Raw genomic sequence first — 24,934 nt, forward strand, 5'->3', positions numbered from 1 at the left:
CATTCAGAAAGCACCTGAAGCTGTGTTATAATGGAGCTATTGGAAAAAACATTAAAAAATGCTTTAGAATTTACGCGATACATATATTTCACAGCATTCTTTAGGTAAGATGAAGCAAATGAAGGAGCGATGCGGCAATGTCTGTTCAATTAGTTAAAGGCGTGAATTTACACGTCATTCCTACAGAAAAATATAAAACGGTGCGTCTTTTAGTCCGCTTTAATACACGATTAAATCATGAAACCATTACAAAAAGAACGCTGTTGTCCAGTTTAATGGAAACCAACAGCTTGAATTACCCGAATCAAGTCAAGTTAAGTGAGCGTTTGGCGGAACTTTACGGCGCCAGCTTTGGGATTGGCGTTTCCAAAAAAGGCAATCAACATTGGTTTAATATTTCTATGAACATTGTCAATGATCATTATTTACAGGATAGTCAGGTTCTCGCCGAAGCGGTGGACTTTTTGAAGGAAATTATTTTTGCCCCCAATATTCAAGCGGGCCAATTTGAGGCAGAAACCTTCCAACGGGAGAAAGAGAACTTGAAAGCGTACTTGGAAAGTATTGTGGAGGATAAGCAAACCTATGCTTCTTTGGCGCTTCAAAGTGTCTATTTTAATCAATCAGAGGATCAAAAAATCCCTAGTTTCGGGACCGTTGCGGCGTTAGCTGAGGAAACAGCGGCGTCATTAGCAGCGTATTATCAAAAAATGCTGGCGGAAGATCAAGTGGATATTTTTGTTTTAGGTGATGTCAATGAGGCGGAGCTAGTGCCGTTATTCAAGCAATTACCGTTTACGCCTCGTGAAGAAGGCAAAGCCGCGATTTTCTACAATCAACCAATTCGCAATGTGATTGAAGAGCGGACCGAGCGTGAGGTGTTAGCCCAATCAAAATTAAACTTGGCTTACAACACGGATATTTATTATGGCGATAGCTATTATTTTGCGTTGCAAGTGTTTAATGGGATTTTTGGCGGTTTCCCGCATTCTAAATTATTTATGAATGTCCGTGAAAAAGAGCATTTAGCGTATTATGCTTCTAGTAGTATCGACACCTTCCGTGGCTTCATGACGGTTCAAACAGGAATCGATGGCAAAAATCGGAATCAGGTCTTGCGTTTGATTTCGACAGAATTGGAAAATATTCGCTTAGGTAAGATTAGCGAATTAGAAATTGAACAAACGAAAGCGATGCTAAAAAATCAGTATATCTTAGCGTTAGATAATGCAGGCGCGTGGCTGGAAAAAGAATACTTGAACGAATTAATGCCGCAGACGATGCTGACGGCGGAGGAATGGATTGCGCGGATCAATGCCGTGACCATTTCAGAAATCCAAGAAGTGGCCAAACGCTTGGAACTTCAAGCGATCTTCTTTTTGGAAGGAGAAACGGAAAATGATTAAAAAAGACTATGCACAAATTAAAGAAACATTGTATACAGAAACACTGGCGAATGGGTTAAAGGTTTACCTATTACCGAAAAATGATTTCCAAAAAACGTATGGTTTGTTTACGACCGATTATGGTTCCATTGACAATACGTTCGTGCCAATTGGTCAAGAGGAAATGATTGAAGTGCCTGACGGAATCGCCCACTTTTTAGAACATAAAATGTTTGAAAAAGAAGATGGCGATGTCTTCCAAAAATTTGGGCAACAAGGGGCTTCAGCGAATGCCTTTACCAGTTTTACGAAGACGAGTTATTTGTTTTCAACGACGGATCAAGTGACACAAAATCTAGAAACGTTGCTTGATTTTGTGCAATCGCCGTATTTCACGAAGGAAACGGTCGAAAAAGAAAAAGGCATCATTGGACAAGAAATTCAAATGTATTTAGATGATCCTAACTGGCGCTTGTTCTTTGGCATTTTAGGCAACCTTTATCCGAAACATCCATTGCACATTGATATTGCCGGTACAGTGGCAAGTATTGCGGAGATTACCGCAGAAGATTTGTATACATGCTACAATACGTTTTATCATCCAAGTAATATGACCTTATTCGTGGTAGGGAAAATGGACCCTGAAGCGTTAATGGCCTTCATTCGTGAAAATCAAGCGGCGAAAGAGTTTCCTGCCGCCCAACCTATTCGTCGGCATTTCCCTGAAGAAACAGCTGCTGACATTGTCAAAGAGAGCGCCATTGAAATGGCAGTCACACGGGCAAAAGTGCTTGTTGGCTTGAAAGGCTTAGATGAAGTGCCAACAACGGGTCGTGACTTAATGAAATATCAAGTCACCGTGAACTTGTTGTTACAATTATTGTTTGGTAATACCTCTCAAAACTATTTGGCTCTTTATGATGAAGGCTTGTTAGATGATAGTTTTAGTTATGACTTTAATTTAGATCGCAGTTTCCATTTTGCGGATATTGGCGGCGATAGTGAGCAACCAGAAGTCTTAGCAGAACGAATTGAAGCTATTTTATTATCTGCCACAACAAGTCCAGAATTAACGGAAGAAAATTTGTCCTTATTGAAGAAAAAAATGATTGGTAAATACTTCCAATCCTTAAACTCTTTAGAGTATATCGCCAACCAATTTTCACAATCATTGTTTGGGGAAACCACGCTGTTTGATAAGATTGAAGTCATTGAAAGCATTCAATTAGCCGACGTCCGCCAAGTAGCAGAGACCTTGATTCGTGAAGAAGGATTGAGCCGTTTCTACATGTATCCTAAAGGAGAAACCGAGCAATAAACCAACTGTTTAAGAAAAAGAAAAATCTTTGAAATCTTTCAATTTTGTTATCCTCAGTTGGCTTCTTTTGTGGTATTCTTAAAGGACGGGAATGTTTTCCTTGGCAATTGAAAAAGACTGATGAGACAATCGATAAATTAACAAAATAGACTGGAGAAGATGGACGAGTGGCCAGCGTAAATATTGGAGAAACACTAAAAGAAGCAAGATTGCAGAAGAACATCTCAATTGATGAACTGCAACAAATGACAAAAATTCAAAAAAGATATTTAGAAATTATTGAACAAAACGATTTTGAGTCCTTACCAGGCACCTTTTATGTGCGGGCGTTTATCCGCCAATATGCAAGTGCGGTCGGCTTAGATGGCAATCAATTGGTAGATATCTATGATGGCAAAGAACCAGCAATTGTCGAAGAACCCAAGCCAGTGTATGAAGAGCTTGAAGGATCACGTAAGCAATTGCATGACGAAGAAAAGCAATCCAGTTGGTTACTGCGGAACTTACCAGCCATTGCCTTTTCGTTAATTGGTTTAGCCATTGCGGTCGTAGTGCTGTATATTATGTGGCAAGATCAAAAAGCCGAACCGATTATTCAAACACCGGCAACTAGTGCCAGTGTGGAAAAACCCAAAGAATCAAGTCAAGCCCCAGAAAGTAGCACACAAAGTAGTACACCGCCGTCTTCTTCAAGCGAACCAGAGAAGAAAACAGCTGTGGCTGTGGTGAGTGATGCTAACAATCAAGTGACTGCAACGGTTAAAGATGCGAATAGTCCAATCAACATTACCTTTAAAGGGACTGAAGGCTCTTGCTGGATTGGCGTGATGGTCGATGGCAACTATACGTACCAACACACCCTGCAAGCAGGAGAGACCCAAACAACAGCTTTACCTGCGAATGCCGCCAATGCAACACTGATTCTAGGCGCCTCAAATAACGTCGCCATTCAAGTCGATGGCGCCGATTTAACACTGGAAAAAACGCCAGTTTTAATTCGTAAGGATGTTACATTAGGGATTACGTATCGTTAGAAATGGTGTAAGAAGAATCTGGATAAACTGTCAAACGGCAATTATTCCAGATTCTTTTCTTTTATAATTAACAGCGAATGGTTAAAAAGACGACAATAATAATTCAAGAGAGAAGGGGTTATCAATGCTTAAAATAGTTAATAAAAAATTTAATCTTATCACCATATTTTCAATCGCTCTGTTGGTCATGGGCTTCTTGATTGTTGGCTTACAACTGTATTTCTACTTTATCTATGGTTCTAAATTTTTAGACAGTATCACATTGATTGGAATGATTAATTTAGGTTTAGGCTATTACCAGCTCTTTCTAAAAAAAGGCAAGAATATTTCTGAATAAACGGTCAAACGGCAATTATTCCAGATTCTTTTCTTTTTTTCGTGACACTGCCAGCAAGATAACGTAAAATAGAACAGGAGAAGGAAGGGGCAATTGAAGTGAATTTACCAAATAAATTAACAGTTTTAAGAATATTTATGATTCCGATTTTTATTATTATTGTGTCGGTGCCGATGGACTGGGGAACGATTAGTTTTGGCGACACAACGTTAGCCGTTACCCAATTAGTGGGCGCGATTATTTTTGCAGTTGCTAGTTTTACAGACTGGTTGGATGGCAAAATTGCCCGTGCACAAGGCTTGGTGACGAACTTCGGAAAATTTGCGGACCCATTAGCGGACAAAATGCTAGTGATGACCGCCTTTATCGTCTTAGTTGGTCAAGGCAAAGTACCTGCTTGGATTGTAGCAATTATTGTTTGTCGTGAATTGGCAGTAACTGGTTTACGGTTGTTATTAGTCGAACATGGCGAAGTAATGGCAGCAGCTTGGCCAGGAAAAGTAAAAACAGCTACCCAAATGGTTGCAATTATTTTACTATTCATTAACAACATTCCATTTTCAGCACTTCATCTACCACTAGATCAAATCATGCTATATGCCTGCTTGATTTTCACCATTTACTCTGGTGTTGATTATTTTGCTAAGAATAAAGATGTTTTTAAAGGTTCGATGTAAAGAGAGAATCAAAACGCTTGGCTTGTGCCAAGCGTTTTTTTAGTATTCATGATTGAATCGGCAAATAGATTTTTAAGTAGAGGAACAGATGAATCGATAAAACAAATCGGCAGTTTCTGTATGCTATTTTTCATTTTGGTTATATCTACATGCAAATAATTAGTTTGTTGTTGACAAAGTAAACTAAATAGATTACTATTTAGTTCGTTAGATTATATATAAACTAAATAAATTTTTTGGAGGAAATTATGAAAAAAACAGATATTTTAAATAAACTATTAAAAATTGCTCAACAACCTTACTTAATCTTTGCTTCTAGCATAGAGGAGAAGCCAGATAACACTTTTGAAACGTTAAAATTGCTTGCTTCTGAAGAAAATGTAACAGCTGGAAGAATCGCTGAATATTTAGATATAAAACCTTCTAGTGTGACACAAATCATAAAAAAATTAGAGTCTGTTAAAGCAGTTAAACGAGTCAAAAATGAATCAGATGCTCGGGTCACATTCGTTGTATTGACCGATAAGGGACGAGAAAGTTTAAGTACTCAAGGAAATATTTCCAATGGATTTAATGAAGAAATGTTTAAGGGCTTTTCAGAGGAGGAACTAGAGTCTTTAAATAATTATTTAGAACGTATAGAAAAGAATATTTCTAGTGAAGAATTTTTAGATAAAATTGAAACAATTTTTGGCGACGATAAAAATTGGGAACATTTCAGAAAAATATCAGCTAGATATGGTAGAGCTAGAGAACAGATGATGGGACATGATGGCTTTGGTAGATTTGGTGAATTCAACGGTGAATACGGTGGCTTTGAAGGATGGAAGAGAGGTCGGAGAAGATAATGGCAGTAGGTGGAGGCGGCAAAAATAGTCATGATTCTATCCGAGCAGATAAAACAAAATTTTCGTTTAAAGAATTTTTAGGCTTAATCAAGATGACAGAGCCTAACTATTTACTGCTTGGCATTGGGATGATATTTCTTGTGATTTCTTCTAGTATCCAAGTGTACGTTCCAAAACTTGCTTCAAGTTTAGTCAATAATTTTCAAAAGGGAGTAGATTATAGTTTATTAGGTAAAGTTGTTGGATTATTTATATTTTCAGCACTCGTTTCTGCATTAGGAGGGACAATTTTAGGTATTTTTGGTGAAAATGTCATCCAAAATATGCGTAAACGCTTATGGAATAAATTAACTATTCTAAAAGTTTCTTATTTTGACTCTGTTAAAGCGGGTGAAATATCCAGCCGGGTCGTAAATGATACTAATCAAGTTAAGCAATTGTTAGCCGTTACTTTTCCTCAAACAGTTGCCAGTGTGATTACAGTTATTGGTACGGTATATATGATGATTAAAATGGATTGGCATATGTCGCTTGCTATGGTAATTGCTGTTCCTGTTGTAATCCTTTGTATGATTCCAGTAATGGCATTTGGTTCAAAAGTTAGTCACATTCGCCAAGATGCTATGAGTCAATTTAACGGACTTGCTACTGAAACGTTGAGTGAAATTCGTTTAGTCAAAACTTCTAATGCTGAATCTCAGGCGCAGGTTCGTGCTGCAAATGAAGTGGATCGGTTATTTAATGTAGGGAAAAAAGAAGCAATATTTGATGCATCTATGCAACCAATTATGATGATGGTCTTTATGAGCATGGTATTTGGGCTATTAGCATATGGGATGCATCGAATTGCCATTGGTGTGATGACAATCGGAACATTGATGAGTTTCTTAATGTATCTATTTAATCTTATTGGCGCCATGCCAATCATTGCGACGTTATTTTCTGAAGTAGCTAAAGCAGCAGGATCAACGCGACGAGTGCAAGAATTGTTATCTAGAGAACCTGAAGACTTTGAAAGTGGACAAGATATTGATTTATCGGAAAAGACTTTATTAGTTAAAAATGTAAAATTTTCTTATGAAGATGCACCAGAGGAACCTATCTTAACAGACATTTCTTTTACTGCTCAGCCAAACCAAGTAATTGCTTTTGCTGGCCCATCAGGTGGCGGGAAATCGACGATTTTTAGTTTAATTGAAAGGTTTTATGAACCTACAGAAGGACAAATTAAATTTGGAGATATTGACATAAAAGATATCAAATTATCAGATTATCGTCGTCAAATCGGCTTTGTATCACAGGATTCTGCGATTATGGCAGGGACAATCAGAGATAATCTAACGTATGGCTTAGCAGAAAACTTCTCAGATGAACAACTATGGGATGTCTTGGAACTAGCATATGCGCGAAAATTTGTAGAAGAAATGCCAGATAAATTGAATACGGAAGTCGGTGAACGTGGCGTTAAAATTTCTGGAGGACAAAGACAGCGTATTGCAATTGCTCGTGCATTCTTGCGGAATCCCAAGATTTTAATGTTAGATGAAGCTACTGCTAGCCTAGATTCAGAATCTGAGATGAAGGTCCAAGAGGCATTGTCTAATTTAATGAAGGGCCGAACGACATTGGTTATTGCCCATAGATTGTCGACAATTGTTGATGCGGATAGCATTTACTTTGTTGAAAAAGGGAAAGTAACTGGTTCAGGAAAACATGATGAGCTAGTAAGTAAACATAAAACTTACGCTAAATATGTATCCGAACAATTTAAAGTAACGGAATGAACGAAATAAGCAAACTTAAAATGAAGCTAAGACAACACATGCATTTAACTAATTGTCTTAAGATTTAGAAAGAACTTGGACATAACCCCCAAGTTCTTTTTTCTAACTTATTTTTACCCACAAGATAAAAAGCGTGGGACAAAAATCACTTTGGATTTTTGCTCTACGCTCAAAAACTAATAAACGGCGGGAACAGAAGCAACTCCTTCGGAAATAAGCCGAAATTCTCCAAAAATTAAAGAACAATTTTCGGAAATTCCTTCTTATTTCTCGGAGTTAAACACTTCTGTCCCGACCTCTTTAAATACCTCCATGGTAGTTCACTTACTTCATAAAATGTAGAGTCACGGTATAAAGCCAATTCGCGAGGACCGATATTACAAAAATAAGCACCATTCAGATCTTTACGACAAATAATGCGGATCTGTCTTAGTCGTGCTAATGTTATCACGGATTTTTTTCAAGGAATCGGCATTTTGATCAAAATTGTGATACATCGTATTTGTATATAAAATATCCATTACCGTTAAGTAACTGATCCGTGAAGCCAAGGATTCCGCACGAAACAAGCCTTCTTCGGTGACGACAATAATTGCTTCGTCGGACAAGCCTGCCAACTCTGAACCGCTGTTACCGGTTAACGTAATCATTTTTGCGTTGGTTTTTTTAACTTGTCGTGCTAGGTTGATTGATTCTTTGGTTTTGCCTGAATGGGAAAAAATAAACACACAATCTTCACTGGTTAATTTTGTGACAAAACTTAACTGCATGTGGTAATCAAAAATGTAGTTGCACCGATAGTTGGTCCGAATGAATTTATGGAAACTATCAAAAGCCACAATCGAGGAGCCACCTTGCCCAAAAAAGTGAAGCGTTTTGGCAGAGTACATCAAAGCCAACACGTTATCTAACAGCTCCTTTGTTAAGAACTGTGTGGCGTTACTGAGGGAATAAATATTGGCTTGTAAGACTTTTTTAGCAATCGTAATACTATCATCATCTGGTGAAATATCATCGGCGCCATTCAGGCTATTGACGTTTTGAAAAGTCGGCTGATAATTAGAATTCCTGGCGATATCAATTTTAAATTCTTGGAACCCAGAATAGCCAATCTTTTTTACAAATTGATACACGGAAGATTGGGAGACGCCAATTTCGTTGGCAAGACTTTCTAACGTCATTTGTGTCAATAATGATTCAGAATGAACAAAGTAATCGGAAATTTTCTTTTCTGTGAGGCTCAAATTCGGTTTTTTGATCCGAATCCGTTGATCCAAATAGTGGTTTTTCATTAACACGTTCCTCCAATCTTATTTTTTTAAAAATAAAATGAATGCCTTTTCATTGTTGGTATAGACTGATTATAGTGGAAAAAGAGGACAAATACAATTTCTCTTTTTCTCCACAAAAAAGAAATTCTTTAAAAAAAGCCCAAAAAAAATAAATAATCTTTTTTCTGAAAAATGAAGGGGTCTTGAAAAGACTTCTCTCAACTAAAGAAAGTAGCCAGTAAAAAGAACGTGATACCAAGAGATTTACTTGTGTTTTTTGTATGAAAGCTCCTTAAAAATAAAAACGTTTTACCTTTTGAGCAGGCAAGATTTTTGCTAAAAAATAAAAAATATTTTTTAATTAGTGTAATCGTTTACATTATTTTTTTTATCCTTTATGATTGAAGTATCAAAAGAGGCAGGTGAAAGAAAAATGGACATTGGCTTTATTGGACTTGGGAAAATGGGTTTGAACATGGCATTAAATGTTCACGAACAAGGCTGGCCCATTATTGGCTTTGATGTGACAAAGGAAGCAAGAGCGACTGCTAGAGAGCAGGGGCTTTCCGTTGTAGATTCGTTGCCGGAACTATTGAAAGCGCTTAACAAAAGGAGGGTGATTTTTTTAAGTACCCCCGCTGGTCAGATTACCAATCAATTAGTGGCAGAATTGGTAGAGCAATTAGCACCAGAGGATATCATTGTGGATAGTGGCAATTCAAATTTTCATGATAGTGTTGCGAATGCTCAATTTGCTAAGGAAAAAGGAATTTATTTTATTGATTGTGGTACTTCTGGTGGCATCAAAGGAGCGCGGGAAGGAGCGTGTTTAATGGTTGGCGGTGCGCCTGAAGCTGTCAAAGTGTTAACCCCATTTTTTGAAGATTTAGCTTGTGAACAAGGGTATCTTTATGCTGGGAAATCAGGAGCTGGTCACTATTTGAAAATGGTGCATAACGGGATTGAGTACGTCATGATGCAAGCCATGGGCGAAGGATTCAATTTATTAGAAGCCGCCGAATATGATTTTGCGTTGGAGAAAGTAGCCGATGTGTGGAATCACGGCTCGATTATTGAAGCTCGCTTGATGGGCTTAGCGAAAGAGGTTTTTGCGGAAAATCCTACGTTAACCAATCTAGAAGGGAAAGTGGCAGCAAATGGCGAAGCCAAATGGATGATTGAAGAAGCATTGCGTTTGGAGATGCCCGTCCCAACTACGGCGTTGTCCTTATTTACTCGAAATGAAAGTATGCTAGCAAATCATTTTTCAAACAAAGTGGTCGCTTCTTTGCGACAAGGATTTGGCGGGCATGAAGTCGTAAAAAGTCAGTAAAGGAGTTTAGTCATGTTAAAAAAACAAAAAATTGCCATAGTGAATTCCAGTAGTTTTGGTCAAATTTTTCCTGAACACTTGACGCGCTTAGAAAAAATAGGCACCGTGAAGCATTTTACAGTCGACAGTGAAATTGGTGGCAAAGAGTTAGCGGAACGTTTACAAGGATATACGATTATTATTGCTAGCGTGACGCCATTTTTCACGAAAGAATTTTTTGAACATAAAGATGAATTGTTGCTGATTTCTCGCCATGGCATTGGGTATAACAACATCGATTTAGACGCTGCAAAACAGCACGAGACAATTGTTTCCATCATCCCAGCTTTAGTAGAACGAGATGCCGTGGCGGAAAACAATGTCACAAATTTACTAGCTGTTTTACGGCAAACTGTGGCTGCAGATGCCAGCGTTAAAGCAGATCAATGGGAAAAACGAGCGAATTTTGTCGGTCGGACGTTATTTAACAAAACTGTGGGTGTCATTGGTGTTGGGAACACAGGAAGTTGTGTCGTGGAGACGTTACGAAACGGATTTCGCTGTAACGTGTTAGCGTATGATCCCTATAAATCCGCCACTTATCTGCAAAGTTATGGAGCCAAAAAAGTAGACTTAGATACGTTGCTAGCTTCAGCAGACATCATTTGTTTATGTGCCAATTTAACTGAAGAAAGTTATCACATGATTGGCTCGGCGGAAATTGCCAAGATGAAAGACGGCGTCTATCTTTCCAATAGCGCACGAGGCGCCTTGATTGATGAAGAAGCCATGATTGCCGGCTTAGAATCGGGCAAAATTGCTGGGCTTGGGACAGATGTTTTAGAAGAGGAACCAGGTCGGGAAAATCATCCTTATCTTGCGTTTGAAAATGTAGTAATGACGCCGCACACCTCCGCTTATACCATGGAATGCCTGCAAGCGATGGGAGAAAAATGCGTGCAAGATGTGGAAGACGTGGTGCAAGGTATTTTACCTCAACGGGCAGTGCAAGAAGTCAGTCGTTACGTTAGTTAAGAAGGAGGAGGAGCATGTTAACTGATTTAAAAGTGAAAGTTGGACCGCAATTTTATCGTTACCACGAAGGCGCCTTAGCTTCGGTGCCGTCACTTTTCAAGGAATATCACGCCCAACGAATTTTGGTGGTGCATGGCACCGTATCCTTTGAAAAAGCTCAGCCATTTTTGCCATTCTTGGCAGATTCAGAGTATCAATTCTTCTATCACACTTACACAGGAGAATGTAGTTATTTTGGCGCCGAACAAATTTCACAGCAAATAAAGGAACACCAGATTGACTTTCTTCTGGGAGTCGGCGGCGGTAAGTTAGCCGATTTAGTGGGCTACAGCGCCCATTTAAACAATCTGAATTTTGGCTTGGTCCCCACTTTGGCTAGTAACTGTGCGCCGTGGACACCGTTAGCTGTGATGTATCAAGAAAATGGCGCGGCCGAAGGCAAAACGGAACATTTCTTTCGCCAAGCTGCGTTTTTAATCACTGATCCTAAGTTGCTTCTGGATGCGCCCCGTGATTATTTTGTCGCTGGTTTAGCTGATACGTTAGCGAAATGGTATGAATCAGAGACCATTTTACGCCAAGCCCATTTGCAAGGGGAACCCTTTTTACAATTAGCGGGAGCGACCGCCAAGCTTTCGCAAGAAGCGATTATGCGGGACTCAAAAGCAGCCTTAGCAGCGATGGATGAGGGCAAACTCACGCCTGAATTTGTCCATCTTTCAGAAATTGTTTTCGCTGTTTCTGGATTAGTCGGCGGCTTCGGCGACAAATACGCCCGCAATGCAGCAGCACACGCCATGCATGATGCTATGAGTAAATTTTTACCAAAAAGTCATGACTATTTACATGGCGAAAAAGTAGCTTACGGCATCTTCTATCAATTAGCATTGGAAAAAAGGTGGGCCATCATAGACGCATTAATCCCCTTTTATCAAGAGCTAAACTTGCCCATGTCGTTACGACAAATGGGCCTTTACCCAGAAGAAGAAGCAGTACTCGATGCAATGGTTCAATTTATTGATTCAAAAGAAAAGGTTCATTTAATTCCTATTGAGATTTCGGAAGAACGTTTACGTCAAGGGATTGAAGAGCTAGAAAAGTATATCCAAAACCAAGGATAAGAAGGAGGAACTATGGAAACGTTGAGTGTTTTACAAAGTTTGATAATGGCGCTTTGGGTGGCAGCAATTATGTCCAGATGGCTTGGAGGAGGAGCAACGTTAACGTTGCGTTTCTCGCCCTTAATGACAGGGTTAGTAGCAGGTTTAGTGATGGGCGATGTCCCGAAAGCGATGATTGTCACCGCAGCATTACAAATGATTTACATGGGCGTTTTTTCACCAGGTGGCTCTATGCCAGCAGAACCATCAATTGCGGCAGCGATTGCTGTGCCAGTTGCGTTGCTAGGGAATTTGAAGCCGGAAGCGGCTATCGCCGTAGCGGTTCCTGTCGGTCTTTTAGGGAGTTATTTATATCAATTCCGTTTCTTTATTAACACGTTTTTAGGGAAGTATACCGATCGTGCGGTGGCTGAACTAAATTCTAAAAAAATTGCCCGCTCAATTATCTGGTATCCAACGATTGCCTCATTTATTTTATTCGTTCCATTAGTCTTTTTTGCTCTTTATTTAGGGGCACCAGTCATTGCCGATATTATTAAAGCATTAGAAGGAACCGTTGTGATTCACGTGTTAGAAGTAGTCGGTGGTGGTTTAGCCGCAATTGGGATTGCGACAACGGTCTATGTCATTGGTCGAAAAGATTTCTTGGTTTTCTTTTTCCTTGCATACTTCATGAGTATCGTCTTTAAGTCATTGGAAATTACCATGGTAACGTATGCCATCTTTGGCGTAATTATTGCGTTAATTTTTGTGCAAGTCCAAAAAGGCAAACCTGTAGCAGAAAGTGCTGGTTCCGCCAGTGCCACCACTGATTTTGATGATGATGACGATTACGATGACGGGTTTTAAAAGAAAAAGGAGGAACTGAAATGACGGAAACAACAGAAAAAGTCGTGCCGAAAACAACGAATTTAGCACCAGAAGAAATTACCAATAAAGATGTTACAAAAGCCTATCTCCGTTGGCATTTTGCCAATGAAATTCCCCATTCCTTTGAACGTTACTTGGCGCCTTCGTTATTGTACGCAATGATGCCACTTTTAAAGAAATTGTATAAAGACGATGAACAATTAAAAGCCGCTTATATGCGTCAACTGCTGTTTTTCAATACGCAATTAAGTTGGGGCGGCGGGGTCATTACTGGGTTGATGGCTTCTATGGAACAAGAGCGGGCCAAAGAAGAACATGAAGGCCGCGAAATCATGATGCAAGATGATTTAATGTATAACACCAAAGCTGGCTTGATGGGCGCGTTAGCTGGGATTGGTGATGCGATTGACTCAGGCACGGTTCAATATATTTTTATTGCGATTGCGGTGCCGTGGGCGCAACAAGGTAGCGCATTAGGTGCGATTTTCCCATTTGTGGCGTTTGCCCTTTATCAAGTACTGTTAGGTGTGTTCTTTGCGAGACAATCCTTCAAAATGGGGCGGAATGCCACAGGCTTAATGCAAAGTGCGGGGATTCAAAAAGCTATTGAAATGTTATCTGTTTTAGGGTTGTTCATGATGGGGATTTTAGCTGGTAATTATGTCAAAGTTTCTTCAACTCTTCAATTTAAACTTTCTGGCCGTGAGTTTGTGGTCCAAGATATCCTTGATCAGATTGTCCCAGGACTCTTGCCGCTAGCTGTCGTAATGGGCGTGTATTGGTTCTATACGAAAAAAGGCTTGAAAGTTACGCAAGCATTATTGTGGTTAACAGGTATCCTAATTGTCTTAGCAACAGTCGGTATTTTATAAAAAGAAAAGGACGTGAATCAGATGGGCGTAGTAAATTTAGCAAGAGTAGATGAACGATTAATTCATGGACAAGTGATGGTGACCTTGTCCCAAAAAAGTGGCGTTAATTCCATTTTCGTTGTCGATGAAGTGGTGGCAAAGGATAAATTTATGCGTGATTTATACAAAAGTGCAGGCAGTCGGACAGGACAAAAAACCATTGTCATTACGCCGGAAAAAGCTAAATTTTATTGGGATGAATACCAATTCAAAGAGTACAACTGTATTTTAATCGCTAAAACCGTCTCTGTAATTTATGACTTAGTAAAACACGGAGTCCCTATGAAGGAGTTAAACATCGGCGGTATTGCACAGAAGAATCCAGAAAAAGATTTATTAGTAACCAAATCAGTTTATTTAAACAAAGAAGATGCCGAAAAATTAAAAGAACTACATGAGGTGTATGGCGTAGAAGATATTTATTTCCAAGCAACGCCTTCTGCACCAAAAACTAGTTTAAAAGAGGTTTTAGGCAAATTTAATTTATAAAAAAGGCCAGTCGCTTGAGTCATTGCATGACTGTTTGAAGTAATGACTCAAGCCACTGAATTGAAGGAGGAACTTTTATGTTAGGGATTGTGATTGCTACACACGGTGCACTAAGTGACGGTGCGAAAGACGCAGCTACCGTGATTATGGGCGCAACCGAAAATATCGAAACCGTTAATCTAAATAGTGGAGACGATGTCCAAGCACTAGGCGGACAAATTAAAACAGCGATTGAGAACGTCCAACAAGGGGATGGCGTGTTGGTCATGGTTGACTTATTAAGTGCGAGTCCTTACAATCAGGCAGTTTTGGTGATTAACGAACTCGAACCAGCTCTACAAAAGAAAATCTTTGTGGTGAGTGGTACCAACCTACCAATGGTCTTAGAAGCGATAAACCATCAATTATTGGGCACACCGATTGCTGAAGCGGCGCAAGCGATTGTTGCGCAAGGCAAAGAAAGTGTGCAAGCATGGGATATTTCTATGACTTCCTTTGAGGACGAAGAGGATGAGGACGATGATTTTTAAGAATGTAGTAAAGGGTGAAAGCAATGAAATGGGGATTTAGATGGTACGGAGCGGCAGGCGATGCCATTCCGTTAAAACATATTCGACAGATTCCAGGAATTACTGGTGTTGTCGGTACCTTGTTAAATAAACTACCAGGTGATGTTTGGACAGTAGCCGAAATTCAGGCACTTAAACAATCGGTGGAACAAGAAGGATTAGCACTTTTAGGAATTGAAAGTGTCGCTATTCATGATGCCATTAAAGCGGGGACGGATCAACGAGACCACTATATTGATAATTATCGCCAGACGTTGCGTAACTTGGGGAAATGCGGAATTTCCTTAGTGTGCTACAGTTTCAAGCCTATTTTTGGTTGGGCTAAAACGGACTTGGCGTATGAGAATGAAGATGGCAGCTTATCGTTGTTATTTGATCAAGCTGTGGTAGAGAACATGCAGCCAGAAGACATGTATCAATTGATTCACAGTCAGTCAAAAGGATTCCGGTTACCAGGTTGGGAAGAGGAGCGTTTGCAACAATTTCAAGAATTGAAAGCCATGTATGCCGGCGTAACAGAAGAAGATTTGGTCGAAAATTTGCGCTACTTTTTAGAACGTGTGATTCCTGTCTGTGAAGAAGAAAATATCAAAATGGGGATTCACCCCGATGATCCACCTTGGGAAATTTTTGGTTTGCCAAGAATCACTAAAAATTTAGCGGATTTGAAACGGATCCTTTCCTTAGTGGACTCACCAGCAAATGGGATTACATTTTGTACAGGTTCCCTTGGTGCGGATCCGACGAATGATTTGCCTACTATGATTCGTGAAATAGGTCACAGAATTAATTTTGTTCATTTCCGCAATGTGAAGTATTTAGGTGAGCATCGTTTTGAAGAAACGGCGCATCCTAGTGTCGCTGGTTCGTTAGATATGGCGGAATTAATGCAAGCACTGGTAGACGTAGGGTATGAAGGCGTTATTCGTCCTGACCATGGTCGGGCAATTTGGGATGAAAAAGCGATGCCTGGTTATGGTTTATATGATCGAGCAATGGGGTTGACCTATATTCAAGGACTGTACGAAGCAACCAAAGCCAAACAAAATAGGAAGTGACAGAATGGAAACAAAAGTTGAAAAAAATCAACTGTATCAACAATTAGCAACATGTAAACTTTTACCACTATACACTGCAACAGATTTACGCTATTTGCCACAAGTAGAATCGGTCTTAGTAGAAAACGAATTACCGTTTATTGAAGTCACTTTTCGGAGTCAGCTGGCCTTGCCTGCCATCAAACAACTTGCTGCTTCAGGGAATTTAATAGTAGGCGCAGGAACTGTTAGAACCTTGAAAGAAGCCCAAGAGGCAGTAGCGAACGGTGCACAGTTCATTGTTTCCCCAGCGATTGTTCCAGAAGTCATTGATTTTTGTCTGGCAAATGAGGTGCCTATTTTTCCAGGAACAGCTACGCCTGGGGAGATTCAGCGAGCGCTGGCGTATGGCTTACGAGTGGTTAAATTTTTCCCAGCCGATATTTACGGCGGGTTAAAAGCCATCAAAAGTTTAAGTGGCCCGTTTTATGATGTTCAATTTTTACCAACTGGTGGGATTGATGAAACAAACTTTATAGAGTATGTGGAAGCAGAAGAAGTATTAGCAGTGGGCGGCTCCTTTATTTTATCGGAAAAGATGCTTCAAGAAGATGAAGCTTCGGCACGCCAGCATGTTCAATCTTTACTTACGAAAATCAAAGAACGACAAGCAAAATAAAAAGATGAGGTCGGGACAGAAGCGTTTAACTCCGAGAAATAAGAAGGAATTTCCGAAAATTGTTCTTTAATTTTTGGAGAATTTCGGCTTATTTCCGAAGGAGTTGCTTCTGTTCCCGCCGTTTATTAGTTTTTGAGCGTGGAGCAAAAATCCAAAGTGATTTTTGTCCCACGCTCTCTTTTTTTTCTGTCCAAATACTACTGACATTATTTTAGTTTTCATTTTGTAAAAATAGTATAGGAGAAAAGCAATCAGTTATGTATAATTAGTGAAAGAAGGTTGCGTGAAGTAAAAATAAAAAGGAGAGCAAAGGATGTTAAAAAATGTAGAAGTGTTCTGGCAAAACTTTTTAGATAAACATGAATTAGATATGTTGATGCCCGATGTGTGGATGTTTGGTGATGGCTCTTCTGAGATGGGTAATCGTTTGGGTCAATTGGTTGTTTCTGGTCGTAAGACAGCGACATGTTCTTCTTTAGATATTTATAAGATGGAAGAAGAACAACTCCCTAAAGCTGGTCAATACGACATAATTTTAGATGGTCAGTCTCAACCGCTGGCTATTATTCGAACAACCAAAGTTGAAATTATGCCCATGAATAAGGTCTCAGAATCTTTTGCACAAGCGGAAGGTGAAGGAGATTTGACGCTGGATTATTGGTATGAAGAGCATGCGCGGTTCTTTAAAGAAGAACTGGCCCCCTATCAGCTACAATTTTATCCCGACATGCTGTTAGTTTGCCAAAGTTTTGAAGTGGTGGATCTTTATACAGAAAAAGAATAGACAGAGAAGCGGTGACTGACACGATTGAAACGAGCAGTTGTCGCTTTTTTTACTGATTTTTTGAAAAAGTTGCGTATGTTTATATAGACAGGGTGATAGAAAAGAGATGTGTATTTTAAGTGTCGAGGAAAAGATGGTACAATAACCTAAGGAATACTAACAAGGAGTGAATGTTATGAAAGAAGAATTTTCATATGAAATTTTAGAAGAAGTCGCTGTGTTATCTGAGAATGCTCGTGGCTGGCGTAAAGAATTGAATTTAATTAGTTGGAATGGTCGTCCACCAAAATTTGATTTGCGTGAGTGGGCCCCTGATCACGAAAAAATGGGTAAAGGCATCACCTTAACCAACGAAGAATTTGCTGAATTAAGCAAAACAATTAAATCCATGTAAAAGGAGCACCCTGTCAATGAAAAGTATGACTGGATTTGGAAAAAAGACCATTCAAAATGAAAATTATCAATTGGATGTTGAAGTCAAAAGTGTCAACCAGCGGTTTTTAGATATTCAATTGCGTATGCCAAAGGAACTGAATGCCTATGAACTGGTGATTCGGCAAGTAATCAAACGCACGTTAAAACGTGGACGTGTGGAAGTCTATGTAAATCTCCAAAAAATCGGCAACAATCAAAAAGAAGTGCGCGTGCAGTGGGACTTAATTGATCAATTATTAACTTCGGTAGATCAACATTTAAAGGAAAACTATCCGGAAGCAACGTTTGATGCAGGGGACACGGTCAACCATTTATTAAAGCAAAATGATTTTGTCGAAATAGTGGAAGCAGAAATCGTTGATCAGACATTTGAACCATTTCTTGTTCAAGCATTTGAAGCAGCCATCGCTAGTCTTGACCAAAGCCGTGTGCAAGAAGGAACGCAAATTAAACAAGTCCTGCTTGACTATGTAGCAGTGTTGACCCAATCAATTCAAGAACTGCAAGCGTTTGTGGGCGTTTTTGAACAAGAATACCGTCAACGTTTTGAAGCGAAATTAAACGAATGGTTAGGTAGCCAAGTGGATGAAACACGCTTATTAACAGAAATGGCCATTTTATTGGAAAAAGGCGATATTCATGAAGAATTAGATCGTTTGGATATCCATATTGATAAGTTGCATCAGTTGCTTGACGAAACAGAACCAGTGGGCCGAGAACTAGATTTCTTAATTCAAGAAATGAACCGTGAAGTCAATACGATTGGTTCGAAATCAAGTCCAATTGAAATAAAAAATAGTGTCGTTCAAATGAAAACAACCTTAGAAAAGATTCGTGAACAAATTCAAAATGTCGAATAGAGAAAATGGTTTCGTGTTTTTCCAGAAAACGCTATAATATAGAAGTAACGAATAAATGACAGAGGTGAAAGCAATGACTAAATTTTATGATGTAACCTTTCAAGAATTAAGTGGTCGTTCTGTGGTAAAAACAGAAGTCGCTTCAGACAGAGAACCATTTGACGTCTGGCAAGATGCTTGTGCAAGCTATTCTGAAACAGAATTAAATATCCAAATTAACGAAGACACGTTTGTTACTTTGAATCGTCACTTTGTTGTTCGCATTGACGTGAAAGAAGTTGACGGCCCTGTCGACAAACAAGTTCGTCGTCGCGATGAATTGATGAACGTGGTCAATACGCTTTCTAATATGGGCTTATAAAAAATACCACCAAGCATTTCACGCTTGGTGGTATTTTTTTTTAATTAGAATAAAAGAAACAAGCCAACGGCGCATAGGAAAGAAAGAACTGCGGCACTTAAAAAGATTGTCCGCATGGATGCAGTTTTACTGCTTTCTTTGCCGTGTTTTTTCTGACGTTCTAAACGTTTTTGAAGCTGACGGGTAATTACTGAGAAGATTAGCCCGAAAAGGACTAAAACACTTGTGGCAATCGATTTGGGAATAAAATGATTCGGTTCTGCAACGGTGGTATCCCCAGAACGTTCGTTTGATTCTGACGCAGCTTCCGCTGTTGTTTGTTTTGGCTTAACTTCTTGGTAAGCCACTTTCGGCGCTTGAACAGTACTATTTAACAATGTCAAAGGCGTGTCGACTTGCACCTGCCCTGCTACTAATTTAAAAGTAGGCTGACTGCCTTTGGGAATGACACCGTATAAATCGTTAGCCAAAGTGACTTTTTTGTGATCAATGGTTTGTGGTCCTTTGTCTAAAAGTTTTTTGCGTTCGTATGTCGTATAGGCATAGTCCAGCAAAGCATTCCCAGCAACATGCCGTTCGTATTCACCATCTTGGTTTTGCCAATTACCAACGCCTAAAATGACTTCAATTAAACGGAAATCTCCTTGTTTGACAGTCGCAATATAGTTAAAGCCGCCTGTTGGACTAGAGCCTGTTTTTAAACCATCCACGCCTTGATAACCATACTTAGCGCCTGGTAAAGAATAATTGTACGCTTCAAACGTTTCCTCGTAAGGCGTGCCGACCATTGTTTTCACTACTGGTTTATTGGTGATTTCTAAAATTTCTGGATAATTTTTCAGAAAATGATAGGTTAGTGAAGCTAAATCTCTAGCTGTAGAGACGTTATCGCCATTTGGGTCAATTCCTTGCATTTGATACAGGCCGTTAAAGGCACTTGCTTGCGCCCCACTGCAGTTGTAATAGGTAGTATTTGTCATCCCTAATTCAGCCGCTTTTTGATTCATTAAATGAACAAAGTCAGTAGGCTGGTTCCCTGAAATTAAGTTTGCCAACATGAGAGTCGCCACATTAGAAGAGGGGACAGCAATCATTTTTAACAGTTCACGGACTGGATAAGCAACACCTAACGTAATTTTGTTATTACTAATGGCATATATTTTAGAAATATCGACATCTTTTTGCGTAGCAGTCACAGTCGTATCCATTGTAAATTTTCCTTGCTCCATTGCTTCAAAGGCCAAGTACATGGTCATCACTTTGGCAATACTGGCAGGATTCCACGCTAAATCTGGTTGCTGCGACCAGAGAATTTCTCCAGAATCAGCATCAACAACGATGGCTGCTTTGGGAATGCCATCCGCTTTCAGGGTCGTCCCCATTTTTTTAGCAATCGCGGTAATATCTTCTTCTGCGTGAGTCACAGTAGGTTGGGCAAAAAAGGCCCCACAACTGACAACTAAGCCTAGCAGAAACAATGTAAATGGTTTAATTCGTGCGATGTTTCTCAGTCCTTTCTTATTCACGTTTTTTTCATCCTAAAGGAGTCATCACTTCATTTTACTTAAAAAATGGCTGCCTGTATAGGAATTCTAGGTAATTTGTTTAAAAAAAGAACAAGTTATGAAAGCCAAATTAAAGAAGAAATGTTATTTTTTCAGTGAATCTCCAAGAAAGTCTTGAAAATTGCAGAAAAAAAGTGCAAAATAGAACTAATACTGTGAAATTATGTTTTGAAAGGAAGTCGTTATGTCAGAGCGCGGGTTATTAATCGTATTGTCAGGTCCTTCAGGAGTGGGGAAAGGGACTGTAAGAAAGGCTATTTTCGACAGTGAAGAAAATGATTTTCAATATTCAATCTCAATGACCACTCGGAAACAGCGAGAAGGCGAAGTGGATGGAGTAGATTACTATTTCCGTTCAAGAGAAGAATTTGAAGCGATGATTGAAGCTGGAGAAATGTTGGAATATGCGGAATATGTTGGTAACTATTATGGGACACCATTAACGTATGTTAACCAGACGCTAGATGAAGGCAAAGACGTCTTTTTAGAAATCGAAGTCCAAGGGGCTAAACAAGTCAAAGACAAAGTGCCTGATGGCGTATTTATCTTTTTGACACCCCCCGATTTAGCGGAATTAAAATCAAGAATTATTGGCCGCGGAACAGACGAAATGTCTGTGATTGAAGAACGAATGGCTGTGGCCAGAGAAGAAATCGAAATGATGGCGCTGTATGATTATGCGGTAGTGAATGATGAAGTTCCTTTAGCCGTGCAACGAATTAAAGACATTATCGCGAGTGAGCACTTCCGTGTTGACCGTGTAATTGGAAAATATATTAAAATGTTAGAGGAGATGTAGCCTTATGATGTTAAAACCGTCAATTGACTCATTGTTAAAAGAAGTCCCTTCAAAATATTCTTTGGTTATTTTAGCAAGCAAACGTGCGCATGAATTAGATGAAGGCGTTCAACCAACCGTTGAATCCTTTGATTCTGTAAAAAGTGTAGGTCGTGCGTTAGAAGAAATTGAAGCAGGAACAGTGATCAGTGATCCAAATCCTGAAGAAAAACGCGAACGTCTACGCATTGAACGTGAAGAACGCAAACGCCAACGTGAACAAGAACAAAAAGAATTAGAAAACCGTTTACGTGACGAAAAAAATTAATTGAATGAAAAACAAGCCTATGATTGAAGCTTTCTTCAAGTAAAGGCTTGTTTTTTTGTGATTGCAAATGTTGTGGGATGACTTTTGTGGTATACTGTTTTTGTAGATAAGTTATGACGGTGGCAAGCGCAAAAGAAAATGTGCTTTGCGACGAGAATCGCAATGAAATGAGAATCGTAGGAGCATACTGGAGACCCTTTTGGTGGTGCTTATGAGCATAAGTACTAAAATCTATGAAAGGGGAAAGCCGTATTTGTCCGCATTAGATGTAATCGGACTAATTTTCGACTTTGGTTTATATACCATTGCGTTGATTAGTTTGGTTGTCACTTTGCTAAAAAAGACAAAAAGAAATAACCAGTCATAAACTTTGAACGGTTAACTGGTTATTTCTTTTTAATTAAGTAAAAACTAAGTTACTGTCATGATTCTACAGTTAGAGAGATGGACCAATATCTCTCTTTCAAAATGATTATACCATAAAAAAATGTAGAGTGCTAACACTAGTTAGCAGTGTAAGTTTCAAAGTATTTTAAGAGGATTACTAAAAGCTACTTTCTTAGATCATTTGTTTAGGAAAGCTAGCTTTTTATATTTTAAGGAGAAATTAACTAAGCTTAACAACAACGAGACACACAAGACAAATCAGTCAATCTTTAGTACAATAGGCAAAGAGAATTTACATAAAAAGGAGGACGCACCATGCAAAAAGTAGCCAAAGTTATTGTGGATGTACCAACGATGCAAACCGATCAACCATTCACTTATTTAGTGCCTGAAAATTTAAATGAGCAATTGGCTGTCGGCATGCGTGTAGAAGTGCCTTTTGGTAACGGTAATCGGCATGTTCAAGGGTTTGTTTTAGCCATTGAACCAATGGCTGCAGCGGTTCTTGACGAAACCAATATTCAGTTGAAAGAACTAGTGGCGGTGTTGGATTTAAAACCTGTCTTAAATACAGAAATGTTGGCTTTAGCTGATTATATGAAGGAAAAAACGTTTGCTTTTAAAATCACTTGTTTGCAAACCATGTTGCCTAGCGTAATGCGTGCCGATTACCAAAAATATATTTATTTAACGGATGAGCTTTCTGAAGAATTACAAGATCAGTTATTTTATGGTTTAGAGGAAATTTCGTGGGACCAAGCGCAAGAACGTGGGCTTTTGCCTCAACTAATGGCGTTGCGTAAACAGCAAAAAGTCGATATTCGCTACGAAGTTACGACGAGAAATAAAGTCAAAATGGTCCGCTTCATTCAAGCCGCTAAGGAATTTGAACAATTAGAGGAAATTCGTTTGGGTTTACGCAAGGGAGCTAAGAAGAAGGAGCAACTTCTTTACTATTTACAACGCTTGGGCACTGAAAAAATCACCGCTGTGAAGGAAATGAAAGAATTAGGTTTCAGTACCGCGCTTTTAAATGAAGCGGCCAAAAACGGCTGGTTAACGTTCATTGAAAAAGAGGCGTATCGTGATCCGTTTGCTAATCAGACGTTTGAAAAAACGACTGCGTTATCTTTGAATGCAGAACAACAGGTGGCTGTGGAAACAATCTTACAATCGGTCCAAGAACAGCAAAGCCAAACCTACTTATTGGAAGGTATTACAGGAAGCGGGAAAACAGAAGTTTATCTACAGGTCATTGCAGAAGTTCTTAACCAAGGCAAAACAGCCATTATGCTTGTCCCTGAAATTTCTTTAACTCCGCAAATGGTGCAACGCTTTAAAAGTCGCTTTGGCGAACATGTTGCTGTAATGCACAGTGGCTTATCGCAAGGTGAAAAATACGATGAGTGGCGGAAGATCGAACGAGGAGAAGCGGAAGTGGTGGTTGGCGCGCGTTCAGCCATTTTTGCGCCAATCGAAAACATCGGTGTGATCATTATTGATGAAGAACACGAGGCAAGTTATAAACAAGAAGAAACCCCCCGCTACCACGCGAGAGATTTAGCGATTTGGCGTTCGGAGTACCATCATTGCCCTGTTGTTTTAGGTAGTGCCACGCCGTCCTTGGAATCACGCGCTCGCGCACAAAAAAATGTTTATCAGCGGTTACGATTAACACAGCGTGCCAATCAAGCGGCAACCTTGCCTACGATTGATGTAGTGGATATGCGGCAAGAAGTAGAAAATGGCAATGTCTCTTCTTTTTCCATGTCGTTGCAAGAAAAACTCCAAGAACGCTTAGAGAAAAACGAACAAAGTGTTCTCCTACTTAATCGCCGTGGCTATTCGTCATTTGTGATGTGTCGCGATTGTGGCTATGTGTTGCCGTGTCCGAATTGTGATATTTCCTTGACTTTGCATATGGATAGTAAAACAATGAAATGTCATTATTGTGGGCATGAAGAACGGATTCCTTATCGCTGTCCTAACTGTGGCCAAGATAAAATTCGCTACTACGGAACAGGCACACAAAAAGTAGAAGAAGAATTACAAACGTTGTTACCAGACAGTCGTATTCTCCGAATGGATGTTGATACGACCCGTCGCAAAGGTGCGCATGAAAAGATTTTGCGAACATTTGGTGAAGGACAAGCGGATATCTTATTAGGCACACAAATGATTGCCAAAGGACTGGACTTTCCAAATGTGACGTTAGTCGGTGTCTTAAATGCTGATACCGCCTTGAATTTACCCGATTTTCGTTCCAGTGAACGGACCTTCCAGTTATTGACACAGGTCAGCGGTCGAGCTGGTCGAGCTGAAAAACCGGGGGAAGTCATCATTCAATCTTTTAACCCCGAGCATTATGCGATACAATTGGCAAAAGCCCAAGATTATGAAGATTTTTATACAAAAGAAATGTATATTCGTCATCGTGGGGATTATCCGCCGTACTATTTTACGGTCCAAATTACGGCTAGCCATCCTGAAGAAAATGAAGCAGCGAAACAAATGTTTCAAATTGCGACGAAATTAAAACAAGGCTTATCGCCGCAAGCTATTTTGTTGGGACCAACGCCCAACGCAATTATGCGTGTCAATAATCGATACTTTTATCAAGTGATTATCAAGTATAAACAAGAACCAATGCTTCAACCATTATTGAAAGAAATTTTAACCGATACACAACGAGCAACGGCTCGTGGCTTAAAGCTTTCCATTGATGCAGAACCCATGAATTTTATTTAAAAAATACAGCT

Annotated in this window: 26 protein-coding genes; 24 read left to right on the forward strand and 2 right to left on the reverse strand. The window is 39.5% G+C overall.

The genetic code is table 11. The annotated features are described in order from the left end of the window. Nucleotides 1-137: 137 nt before the first annotated feature. From yfmF to IGL80_RS01695, 7 genes are all read left to right on the forward strand, one after another. Nucleotides 138-1,406: an EF-P 5-aminopentanol modification-associated protein YfmF gene (yfmF, locus tag IGL80_RS01665; RefSeq protein WP_002354884.1), complete on the forward strand. Its 1,269-nt coding sequence runs from the start codon at nt 138-140 to the stop codon at nt 1,404-1,406. Then, nucleotides 1,399-2,703 (forward strand): EF-P 5-aminopentanol modification-associated protein YfmH, encoded by a 1,305-nt coding sequence (yfmH, locus tag IGL80_RS01670; protein ID WP_002354885.1) that lies wholly within the window; start codon nt 1,399-1,401, stop codon nt 2,701-2,703. The genes yfmF and yfmH overlap by 8 nt, the downstream gene beginning before the upstream one ends. Nucleotides 2,704-2,870: 167 nt before the next feature. Continuing rightward, nucleotides 2,871-3,737: a RodZ domain-containing protein gene (locus tag IGL80_RS01675; protein WP_002359020.1), complete on the forward strand. Its 867-nt coding sequence runs from the start codon at nt 2,871-2,873 to the stop codon at nt 3,735-3,737. Between the two features lie 124 nt (nt 3,738-3,861). Beyond that, nucleotides 3,862-4,074: a hypothetical protein gene (locus tag IGL80_RS01680; RefSeq protein ID WP_002359021.1), complete on the forward strand. Its 213-nt coding sequence runs from the start codon at nt 3,862-3,864 to the stop codon at nt 4,072-4,074. 98 nt (nt 4,075-4,172) lie between these two features. After that, nucleotides 4,173-4,751, forward strand: a complete 579-nt coding sequence (pgsA, locus tag IGL80_RS01685; RefSeq protein ID WP_002365382.1) for a CDP-diacylglycerol--glycerol-3-phosphate 3-phosphatidyltransferase — start codon at nt 4,173-4,175, stop codon at nt 4,749-4,751. 248 nt (nt 4,752-4,999) lie between these two features. After that, on the forward strand, nt 5,000-5,599 hold the full coding sequence (locus IGL80_RS01690) for a MarR family winged helix-turn-helix transcriptional regulator (protein WP_002359022.1): 600 nt from the start codon (nt 5,000-5,002) through the stop codon (nt 5,597-5,599). After that, entirely contained in the window at nt 5,599-7,383 is a 1,785-nt protein-coding gene (locus IGL80_RS01695) for an ABC transporter ATP-binding protein (RefSeq protein WP_010821161.1), read from the forward strand. The genes IGL80_RS01690 and IGL80_RS01695 overlap by 1 nt, the downstream gene beginning before the upstream one ends. Before the next feature lie 404 nt (nt 7,384-7,787). Here the strand turns inward: IGL80_RS01695 and IGL80_RS01700 are convergent, their stop codons facing one another. After that, nucleotides 7,788-8,675 (reverse strand): MurR/RpiR family transcriptional regulator, encoded by an 888-nt coding sequence (locus IGL80_RS01700; RefSeq protein ID WP_085366670.1) that lies wholly within the window; start codon nt 8,673-8,675, stop codon nt 7,788-7,790. Nucleotides 8,676-9,051: 376 nt separating this feature from the next. Between IGL80_RS01700 and gnd the strand changes: the two genes are divergently transcribed. From gnd to IGL80_RS01765, 13 genes are all read left to right on the forward strand, one after another. Next, nucleotides 9,052-9,987, forward strand: coding sequence for a phosphogluconate dehydrogenase (NAD(+)-dependent, decarboxylating) (gene gnd / locus IGL80_RS01705; protein WP_002359026.1), 936 nt, complete (start codon nt 9,052-9,054; stop codon nt 9,985-9,987). A gap of 12 nt (nt 9,988-9,999) precedes the next feature. Then, nucleotides 10,000-11,001 (forward strand): D-isomer specific 2-hydroxyacid dehydrogenase family protein, encoded by a 1,002-nt coding sequence (locus IGL80_RS01710; protein ID WP_002359027.1) that lies wholly within the window; start codon nt 10,000-10,002, stop codon nt 10,999-11,001. Between the two features lie 14 nt (nt 11,002-11,015). Continuing rightward, nucleotides 11,016-12,122 carry an iron-containing alcohol dehydrogenase family protein gene (locus IGL80_RS01715; RefSeq protein ID WP_002359028.1) on the forward strand — a complete coding sequence of 369 codons (1,107 nt, stop codon included), beginning with the start codon at nt 11,016-11,018 and terminating at the stop codon, nt 12,120-12,122. 12 nt (nt 12,123-12,134) lie between these two features. After that, the gene (locus tag IGL80_RS01720) at nt 12,135-12,971 is read left to right on the forward strand and encodes a PTS mannose/fructose/sorbose/N-acetylgalactosamine transporter subunit IIC (RefSeq protein ID WP_002354902.1); all 837 of its coding nucleotides are present in this window, start codon (nt 12,135-12,137) and stop codon (nt 12,969-12,971) included. 20 nt (nt 12,972-12,991) lie between these two features. After that, a complete protein-coding gene (locus IGL80_RS01725) occupies nt 12,992-13,864 on the forward strand; it encodes a PTS system mannose/fructose/sorbose family transporter subunit IID (RefSeq protein ID WP_002354903.1) in 873 nt (290 codons plus the stop codon). Between the two features lie 21 nt (nt 13,865-13,885). Next, on the forward strand, nt 13,886-14,392 hold the full coding sequence (locus IGL80_RS01730) for a PTS system mannose/fructose/N-acetylgalactosamine-transporter subunit IIB (RefSeq protein WP_002354904.1): 507 nt from the start codon (nt 13,886-13,888) through the stop codon (nt 14,390-14,392). Nucleotides 14,393-14,469: 77 nt separating this feature from the next. Next, complete coding sequence (locus IGL80_RS01735) at nt 14,470-14,922, forward strand: PTS sugar transporter subunit IIA (RefSeq protein ID WP_002354905.1); 453 nt, start codon at nt 14,470-14,472, stop codon at nt 14,920-14,922. Between the two features lie 23 nt (nt 14,923-14,945). Continuing rightward, on the forward strand, nt 14,946-16,019 hold the full coding sequence (gene uxuA, locus IGL80_RS01740; protein WP_002388613.1) for a mannonate dehydratase: 1,074 nt from the start codon (nt 14,946-14,948) through the stop codon (nt 16,017-16,019). 4 nt (nt 16,020-16,023) lie between these two features. Then, nucleotides 16,024-16,677: a bifunctional 4-hydroxy-2-oxoglutarate aldolase/2-dehydro-3-deoxy-phosphogluconate aldolase gene (locus IGL80_RS01745; RefSeq protein WP_002359031.1), complete on the forward strand. Its 654-nt coding sequence runs from the start codon at nt 16,024-16,026 to the stop codon at nt 16,675-16,677. A gap of 313 nt (nt 16,678-16,990) precedes the next feature. Next, nucleotides 16,991-17,461 (forward strand): ASCH domain-containing protein, encoded by a 471-nt coding sequence (locus tag IGL80_RS01750; protein ID WP_002354908.1) that lies wholly within the window; start codon nt 16,991-16,993, stop codon nt 17,459-17,461. 175 nt (nt 17,462-17,636) lie between these two features. Then, the gene (locus IGL80_RS01755) at nt 17,637-17,855 is read left to right on the forward strand and encodes a YdbC family protein (RefSeq protein ID WP_002381076.1); all 219 of its coding nucleotides are present in this window, start codon (nt 17,637-17,639) and stop codon (nt 17,853-17,855) included. A gap of 16 nt (nt 17,856-17,871) precedes the next feature. Continuing rightward, nucleotides 17,872-18,756, forward strand: coding sequence for a YicC/YloC family endoribonuclease (locus tag IGL80_RS01760; RefSeq protein ID WP_002359037.1), 885 nt, complete (start codon nt 17,872-17,874; stop codon nt 18,754-18,756). Nucleotides 18,757-18,811: 55 nt separating this feature from the next. Further along, nucleotides 18,812-19,117: a hypothetical protein gene (locus tag IGL80_RS01765; protein ID WP_002383233.1), complete on the forward strand. Its 306-nt coding sequence runs from the start codon at nt 18,812-18,814 to the stop codon at nt 19,115-19,117. Nucleotides 19,118-19,161: 44 nt separating this feature from the next. Here the strand turns inward: IGL80_RS01765 and IGL80_RS01770 are convergent, their stop codons facing one another. Beyond that, nucleotides 19,162-20,643 carry a DUF1958 domain-containing protein gene (locus IGL80_RS01770; RefSeq protein WP_173965684.1) on the reverse strand — a complete coding sequence of 494 codons (1,482 nt, stop codon included), beginning with the start codon at nt 20,641-20,643 and terminating at the stop codon, nt 19,162-19,164. A gap of 223 nt (nt 20,644-20,866) precedes the next feature. Between IGL80_RS01770 and gmk the strand changes: the two genes are divergently transcribed. The 4 genes from gmk (at nt 20,867) to priA (ending at nt 24,923) form a co-directional block, all read left to right on the forward strand. Then, a complete protein-coding gene (gene gmk, locus IGL80_RS01775) occupies nt 20,867-21,481 on the forward strand; it encodes a guanylate kinase (protein WP_002354915.1) in 615 nt (204 codons plus the stop codon). Nucleotides 21,482-21,485: 4 nt separating this feature from the next. Continuing rightward, on the forward strand, nt 21,486-21,788 hold the full coding sequence (gene rpoZ / locus IGL80_RS01780; protein ID WP_002354916.1) for a DNA-directed RNA polymerase subunit omega: 303 nt from the start codon (nt 21,486-21,488) through the stop codon (nt 21,786-21,788). 211 nt (nt 21,789-21,999) lie between these two features. Next, entirely contained in the window at nt 22,000-22,155 is a 156-nt protein-coding gene (locus IGL80_RS01785; protein WP_074653361.1) for a putative holin-like toxin, read from the forward strand. A 335-nt stretch (nt 22,156-22,490) separates the two neighbouring features. Beyond that, the gene (gene priA, locus IGL80_RS01790; RefSeq protein ID WP_430598443.1) at nt 22,491-24,923 is read left to right on the forward strand and encodes a primosomal protein N'; all 2,433 of its coding nucleotides are present in this window, start codon (nt 22,491-22,493) and stop codon (nt 24,921-24,923) included. Nucleotides 24,924-24,934 lie beyond the last annotated feature (11 nt).

The sequence above is a fragment of the Enterococcus sp. DIV2467a genome, from assembly GCF_050532945.1.
Classification (GTDB): Bacteria; Bacillota; Bacilli; order Lactobacillales; family Enterococcaceae; genus Enterococcus; species Enterococcus faecalis.

Bases quoted from the DNA above. Each gene is read 5' to 3' on its own strand.
- yfmF (WP_002354884.1), top strand. From the start codon at position 138: ATGTCTGTTCAATTAGTTAAAGGCGTGAATTTACACGTCATTCCTACA.
- yfmH (WP_002354885.1), top strand. From the start codon at position 1,399: ATGATTAAAAAAGACTATGCACAAATTAAAGAAACATTGTATACAGAA.
- IGL80_RS01680 (WP_002359021.1), top strand. From the start codon at position 3,862: ATGCTTAAAATAGTTAATAAAAAATTTAATCTTATCACCATATTTTCA.
- IGL80_RS01690 (WP_002359022.1), top strand. From the start codon at position 5,000: ATGAAAAAAACAGATATTTTAAATAAACTATTAAAAATTGCTCAACAA.
- IGL80_RS01695 (WP_010821161.1), top strand. From the start codon at position 5,599: ATGGCAGTAGGTGGAGGCGGCAAAAATAGTCATGATTCTATCCGAGCA.
- IGL80_RS01700 (WP_085366670.1), bottom strand. From the start codon at position 8,675: ATGAAAAACCACTATTTGGATCAACGGATTCGGATCAAAAAACCGAAT.
- gnd (WP_002359026.1), top strand. From the start codon at position 9,052: ATGATTGAAGTATCAAAAGAGGCAGGTGAAAGAAAAATGGACATTGGC.
- IGL80_RS01710 (WP_002359027.1), top strand. From the start codon at position 10,000: ATGTTAAAAAAACAAAAAATTGCCATAGTGAATTCCAGTAGTTTTGGT.
- IGL80_RS01715 (WP_002359028.1), top strand. From the start codon at position 11,016: ATGTTAACTGATTTAAAAGTGAAAGTTGGACCGCAATTTTATCGTTAC.
- IGL80_RS01720 (WP_002354902.1), top strand. From the start codon at position 12,135: ATGGAAACGTTGAGTGTTTTACAAAGTTTGATAATGGCGCTTTGGGTG.
- IGL80_RS01725 (WP_002354903.1), top strand. From the start codon at position 12,992: ATGACGGAAACAACAGAAAAAGTCGTGCCGAAAACAACGAATTTAGCA.
- IGL80_RS01730 (WP_002354904.1), top strand. From the start codon at position 13,886: ATGGGCGTAGTAAATTTAGCAAGAGTAGATGAACGATTAATTCATGGA.
- IGL80_RS01735 (WP_002354905.1), top strand. From the start codon at position 14,470: ATGTTAGGGATTGTGATTGCTACACACGGTGCACTAAGTGACGGTGCG.
- uxuA (WP_002388613.1), top strand. From the start codon at position 14,946: ATGAAATGGGGATTTAGATGGTACGGAGCGGCAGGCGATGCCATTCCG.
- IGL80_RS01745 (WP_002359031.1), top strand. From the start codon at position 16,024: ATGGAAACAAAAGTTGAAAAAAATCAACTGTATCAACAATTAGCAACA.
- IGL80_RS01750 (WP_002354908.1), top strand. From the start codon at position 16,991: ATGTTAAAAAATGTAGAAGTGTTCTGGCAAAACTTTTTAGATAAACAT.
- IGL80_RS01755 (WP_002381076.1), top strand. From the start codon at position 17,637: ATGAAAGAAGAATTTTCATATGAAATTTTAGAAGAAGTCGCTGTGTTA.
- IGL80_RS01760 (WP_002359037.1), top strand. From the start codon at position 17,872: ATGAAAAGTATGACTGGATTTGGAAAAAAGACCATTCAAAATGAAAAT.
- IGL80_RS01765 (WP_002383233.1), top strand. From the start codon at position 18,812: ATGACAGAGGTGAAAGCAATGACTAAATTTTATGATGTAACCTTTCAA.
- gmk (WP_002354915.1), top strand. From the start codon at position 20,867: ATGTCAGAGCGCGGGTTATTAATCGTATTGTCAGGTCCTTCAGGAGTG.
- rpoZ (WP_002354916.1), top strand. From the start codon at position 21,486: ATGATGTTAAAACCGTCAATTGACTCATTGTTAAAAGAAGTCCCTTCA.
- IGL80_RS01785 (WP_074653361.1), top strand. From the start codon at position 22,000: ATGAGCATAAGTACTAAAATCTATGAAAGGGGAAAGCCGTATTTGTCC.
- priA (WP_430598443.1), top strand. From the start codon at position 22,491: ATGCAAAAAGTAGCCAAAGTTATTGTGGATGTACCAACGATGCAAACC.